A 5,606-nucleotide genomic window follows, 5' to 3' on the forward strand; every position below is an offset into this window, starting at 1 on the left:
ACGGGCCGAGCACTGCAACCGGGCACCAACCGCACCGAACACCATCACCACCACCCGACAAGGCACAACCTAAGTCACCGGCATTGGGCCTAGGCCGGACGGGCCCACCGCGGCTCAGCAGCGCATCCGGTCCTCCGTGACCGTTCCCTGCGCCGTCCTCACGCTGCGGTCGTAGCAGCCGTCGGAGCCGTGGAGCCGGTAGCGGTCGGACGTCGTCCCGACCGCACGCCGCTGATCGCGCGGAACGCCGGTGGTGTAGGTGGCATCACCGGCGTACGTGTGGTCCAGGCGCGACCAGGAGAGCCTCTTGCCGCCCCGCACGACCTCGGTGCGGGCCCGGTCGCCGAGCTCCAGCACGGTCCGCAGGCGGTCGCCCGCGCCGATCGTGGTCTCGCCGTCCATCGTGTACGTGCGGTGGGTGCGGGTGCTCGCGCGTCCGACGGTCACCGTCTCGTCGTCGGTCCACCGCGCTGTGAGCGCGTCCGGGTTCTCGCCCTCGGCCCAGCGGTGCACGGAGGTGTGCGCCAGGGTCCGCGTGACGGTGGTGTCGACGCGGCCGTGCGAGGTGTCGAGATGCCCGGCGACGGTGAGGGCGTGCCCGCCCTCGGTGTCTAGCCGATGCCGCGAACCCGGCGTGTGCACCGAGGAGTTGCGCGGTGCGGTCTCGTGGTGGCGGTCGAGCCCTCCGGTGACCACGGCGCGGCCCTCGTCCTGCCAGAGCAGGATGTTGGTCGGGGTGCTCCAGCCGGTCTGCCCCGCGGGGACACCCGCCACCGTCACCTCGACCCGGTGGGCGCGGCCGTCGTTCAGGATGCCGGCGAAGGGGGTCAGGTCGTAGACGACCGGCCGGACGTCGAAGGCTCGCGGCCCGGGCGAGACGTACCAGAGGAAGGGGTTGGACCAGCCGCCCGTCCACACGGTCGGGAAGGGGGCGGCGATACCCGCCGTCCGTCCGTCGACGGAGATCCGGACCTCACGGTACAGCCCGTCGGTCGCCCTGCAGGAGTACGGCGCCGCGTCGGGCACGGTCAGGTACCAGTACTCCTCGCAACCGCCGCCGGAGCCGGTCGCGTACACCTCGGCGAGGATGCGTTCGGTGTTGCGCGGGGTGGTCAGGCTCGTGGAGTCGAGCGGCATCACCCGGTCGGGCGTGTCCGCGGGCTTCACCGCGCCCTGGGCGGCGTAGAAGGTGAGCGTGACGCGCACGCCGATGACGCCGGTGTAGGTCTCGTTCACGACATTGCCGATGAGTATCTCGACGGGCTGGGGGCGGGCGAAGGTGTCGCGGTAGCGGGTGACGTCCTTCTCCACCGACCAGCGGATCCCGTCGGGCGAGGGCTGGGGCGTGGAGGTGCGGAGGATCTCCACGCCGCCGACGGAGACATGACCGAGCCGGTCGTACTGACGCCCCTTCACCTCTCCGTCGAGGCGGAGGACGACCTTGCTCCAGCGGGTGCCGCACTCCTTCGGGGGTGCGTAACTGCCCTGGTACGGCGTGAAGTCGCGGAACCGGGCCGCGGCGAGCGGGATCTCGCAGGACCGGGTGGGCGGCTTGACCACGTCAGGCGCCGCGGTCAGCGGGTCGTGCCAGTCGCTGCCGAACTCGGCGGGGGGCGGATCGGCCTGGGCCGCCGGCGACCGTTCGGCCGGAGGGAGCGCGGCGGCCGGGTGCGCCGTGAGCAGGGCGCCGGCGGCCAGGACGAGCCCACCGATGATGCTCATGATCTTCTGTTGTCTCATGGGTCGCGAGTGAAGCGCGGGGCGCCGGACCGGTCCAGAGGGCGTCGTGCGACCTTGGCGCGTTCTGTGCGCCTCTGCGAATAAATCGATTGCGGGCGGCCGTCCCCCGGCGTGAACCTTGCACGGTTTGCGCCACTGGAGCGAAGAGACCGGAAGCCCTGGGACGACATGAAGATTCGCGATCTACCGTATGCCGATCCAGGGGTGCCCGACGTCCGCTCGGGCACCCGGTTCCTGCTCTGGCTCGGCCGCAACCAACTCGGCGGGCAGGTCGGCGCCCTCCTGTGGGGACTGGTGCTGCAGCTCGGCATCGCCGGTCTGTCCCTCGCGGTCGGACTTTCCGTCCAGGCCGTCGTGGACCGCGACGGCGGACGGCTCGCGCTCGCGGGAGGGCTGCTCGCCCTGCTCGGCGCGGGCATCGCGGTCGGCGACATGATGCTCCACCGCACGGCCGTCACCAACTGGATCACCGCGGCCGCACGCGTCCAGCAACTGCTCTCCCGCAAGACCGCCGAGCTGGGCTCCGTCCTGACCCGGCGGGTCGCGGCGGGCGAGGTCGTGGCCGTCTCCACCGCAGACGTCGAGAAGATCGGCTGGTTCGTCGAGGCGCTGTCGCGGTTCGCCGCGGCCGCGCTGACGATGGTCGTGGTCTGCGTGGGCCTCGTGGTCTACCAGCCGGCCCTCGGCGTGGTGGTGGCGGTGGGCCTGCCGGTGCTCGCGCTGGCCGTCCTGCCGCTGCTCCCCCGCGCCACCCGCAGGGCCGACGCCCAGCGCGAGAAGGCGGGCCGGGCCACCGAGCTGGCCTCGGACACCGTGGCCGGACTGCGCGTGCTGCGCGGCATCGGCGGCGAGGAGCTGTTCCTCGCCCGCTACCGGGCCGCCTCTCAGGAGGTCCGGCACGCCGCCGTCCGCAGTGCCCGGATGTGGGCCCTGATCGCGGCCGTGCAGGTCCTGCTGCCGGGTCTGCTTCTCGTGGGCGTGCTCGCGTACGGGGCGAGGCTCGCGCTCGACGGGCGGATCGCGGTCGGCGAACTGGTCACCGTGTACAGCGCGGTGGCACTGATGCTGCATCCTCTGCGCCACGTGGAGGAGATCGCCATGGCCTACTCCTTCTCCCGGCCCTCCGCCAAGCGCGCGGCCCGGGTGCTCTCGCTGGCCCGGACCACCACCACGACGGCGGACGGCCACGGCACCGCGAAGGGCGATCTGTACGACCCCGTCACCGGGCTCCTCGCCCCCGCCGGCCTCCTCACCGCGGTCGTCTGCGGCGACCCGGACGCGGCCGGGAGACTCGCGGACCGGCTCGGCGGCCATCCCACCGAGGCGGGCGAGGGACACACCTCGGTCCTGCTCGGCGGAGTGCCGCTCGACGAACTGGAACTGGACGCCGCCCGCACCGCCGTGCTGGTCCAGGACAAGGACCCGGTCCTGCTCTCCGGCACGCTCCACGAGCTGCTCGACGTGCCCTCCTCGGGCACGGTCCGGCCCGAGGAGGCCCTCGCCGCGGCCCAGTGCGGAGACGTGCTCGACGCGCTCGCACAGGCGTCCGTCGGCACCGAAGGCGACCCGATGAGGACCCGGATCACCGAGCGCGGCCGCTCGCTGTCCGGCGGGCAGCGCCAGCGCCTGGCGCTGGCCCGTTCCCTGGTCACCGACCCGGAGGTGCTGGTCCTCGACGAGCCGACCTCGGCGGTCGACTCACACACCGAGGCGCGCGTCGCAGCGGGGGTGCGGGGGCTGCGCGAGGGCCGTACGACGGTCGTCCTGGCCTCCTCGCCGCTGCTCCTCGACCGCGCCGACCGGGTGGCCCTCGTCCACGACGACGAGGTGGTGGCCGTCGGTACGCACCGCGACCTGCTCCGTACCGAACCGCGTTACCGGGCCGTCGTCACCCGCGACACCGACGACGAGCAGACCTGGGAAGCAGGACTGCGGGAAGCGGAGCTGGAAGGAGAGTCGGCATGATCGGCCTGGTGCCACCGGCGTACGACCCGGGTGCCCCGACGTCGGCGACGACCCTGCCCGTGGGCACGGCTGCGACCGTGCGCGGCTACGTACGCGATCTGCTGAGGCGTCACCGTGGGGCGTTCGCGCTGCTCATCGGCGTCAACGTGATCGCGGTGACCGCCTCGATGGTGGGTCCGTACCTGCTCGGCTCGCTCGTCGAGCGCCTCTCCGAGGGCGCGCGCGACCTCCATCTGGGGCGCATCGTCGCGCTGTTCGCGCTCGCCCTCGTCATCCAGACGCTGTTCGTACGGATGGTGCGGCTGCGCGGCGCGATGCTGGGCGAGGAGATGCTGGCAGATCTGCGCGAGGACTTCCTCGTCCGGTCGGTCGGGCTGCCGCCGGGGGTCCTCGAACGGGCCGGCACCGGCGACCTGCTGTCCCGTATCACCACGGACGTCGACCGGCTGGCCAACGCGATGCGCGACGCCGTGCCGCAGCTCGCCGTCGGCGTGGTCTGGGCGGGGTTGCTGATCGGCGGTCTCGCCGCGACCGCGCCGCCGCTCGCCCTCTCGCTGCTGATCGCCGCGCCGCTGCTGATCGCCGGCTGCCGGTGGTACTTCAAGCGGGCCCCTTCGGCGTACCGCTCCGAGGCCGCGGGTTACGCGGCGGTCGCCTCCGCGCTCGCCGAGACCGTCGACGCGGGGCGCACCGTCGAGGCGCACCGCCTCGGCGCCCGCCGGGTGGCGCTCTCCGACCGGCGCGTTCAGGAGTGGACCGCGTGGGAACGGTACACACTGGTCCTGCGCTCGGTCCTCTTCCCGGTCATCAACCTCACCCACACGCTGGTCCTTGCGGGTGTCCTGATGCTGGGCGGCGTGTTCGTCCTGCGTGGCTGGATCGACGTGGGGCAGCTGACCACGGGCGCGCTGCTCGCCCAGATGCTGGTCGAGCCGGTCGGGATCATCCTGCGCTGGTACGACGAGCTGCAGGTCGCCCAGGTGTCACTGGCCCGGCTCGTCGGCGTCCGGGACATCGAGCCGGACGCCGGCGACGGTGCCCTGCGCCCCGAGGGCCGGGACGTCCGGGCGGACGAGGTGCGCTTCGGCTACCGCGAGGGCGTCGACGTGCTGCACCGGGTGTCGATGGACGTCGCCCCGGGCACCCGGCTCGCCCTCGTCGGCCCCTCCGGCGCGGGCAAGTCGACGCTCGGCCGGCTGCTCGCGGGGATCTACGCCCCGCGGACCGGCTCGGTCACGCTCGGCGCGGCCGAGCTGGCGAAGATGCCCGCGGAGCGCGTCCGGGAGCACGTGGCGCTGGTCAACCAGGAGCACCACGTCTTCGTCGGGTCGCTCCGGGACAACCTGCGGCTCGCGCGGACGGGCGCGGAGGACGCCGAGCTGTGGGCGGCGCTCGGCGCGGTCGACGCGGACGGCTGGGCGCGGGGGCTCGACGAGGGCCTGGACACCGAGGTCGGCTCGGGCGGACTCGCGCTCACCCCGGCCCAGGCCCAGCAGATCGCCCTCGCCCGGCTGGTCCTCGCGGACCCGCACACCCTGGTCCTGGACGAGGCGACCTCGCTCCTGGACCCGCGGGCGGCCCGCCATCTGGAGCGCTCGCTCGCCCGGGTCCTGGACGGACGCACGGTCGTCGCGATCGCCCACCGGCTGCACACCGCGCACGACGCGGACGTCATCGCGGTGGTCGAGGAGGGGCGCATCAGCGAGCTGGGCAGCCACGACGAACTGGTGGCGGCGGACGGCGCGTACGCGGCGCTCTGGAGGTCGTGGCACGGCTGACGGCGCGCGGTGGGGCCCCCCCCCGGGGGGGGGCCCCCCGCCCCCCCCGGTTCCAGGCGGCCCAGCCCCCCAGCCCCCCCCCCCCCCCCCCAACACCCCCCCCCCCCCGCCCCTACCCTCCCC

The 5,606-nt window shown here is 73.8% G+C and carries 3 protein-coding genes; 2 read left to right on the forward strand and 1 reads right to left on the reverse strand.

Annotated elements, in window-relative coordinates:
• Nucleotides 1-114 precede the first annotated feature (114 nt).
• Nucleotides 115-1,740, reverse strand: a complete 1,626-nt coding sequence (locus ACFUJR_RS09630) for a peptide-N4-asparagine amidase (RefSeq protein WP_383180809.1) — start codon at nucleotides 1,738-1,740, stop codon at nucleotides 115-117.
• Between the two features lie 168 nt (nucleotides 1,741-1,908).
• Between ACFUJR_RS09630 and ACFUJR_RS09635 the strand changes: the two genes are divergently transcribed.
• Both ACFUJR_RS09635 and ACFUJR_RS09640 read left to right on the forward strand, forming a co-directional pair.
• Nucleotides 1,909-3,705, forward strand: coding sequence for an ABC transporter transmembrane domain-containing protein (locus ACFUJR_RS09635; RefSeq protein WP_383180812.1), 1,797 nt, complete (start codon nucleotides 1,909-1,911; stop codon nucleotides 3,703-3,705).
• On the forward strand, nucleotides 3,702-5,483 hold the full coding sequence (locus tag ACFUJR_RS09640; protein WP_383180814.1) for an ABC transporter ATP-binding protein: 1,782 nt from the start codon (nucleotides 3,702-3,704) through the stop codon (nucleotides 5,481-5,483). Before ACFUJR_RS09635 ends, ACFUJR_RS09640 begins: the two co-directional genes overlap by 4 nt.
• The last annotated feature ends 123 nt before the right edge of the window (nucleotides 5,484-5,606 follow it).

Origin of the sequence: Streptomyces sp. NPDC057271 (genome assembly GCF_042668715.1) — a bacterium.
Classification (GTDB): Bacteria; Actinomycetota; Actinomycetes; order Streptomycetales; family Streptomycetaceae; genus Streptomyces.

Bases quoted from the DNA above. Each gene is read 5' to 3' on its own strand.
- ACFUJR_RS09630 (WP_383180809.1), bottom strand. From the start codon at position 1,740: ATGAGACAACAGAAGATCATGAGCATCATCGGTGGGCTCGTCCTGGCC.
- ACFUJR_RS09635 (WP_383180812.1), top strand. From the start codon at position 1,909: ATGAAGATTCGCGATCTACCGTATGCCGATCCAGGGGTGCCCGACGTC.
- ACFUJR_RS09640 (WP_383180814.1), top strand. From the start codon at position 3,702: ATGATCGGCCTGGTGCCACCGGCGTACGACCCGGGTGCCCCGACGTCG.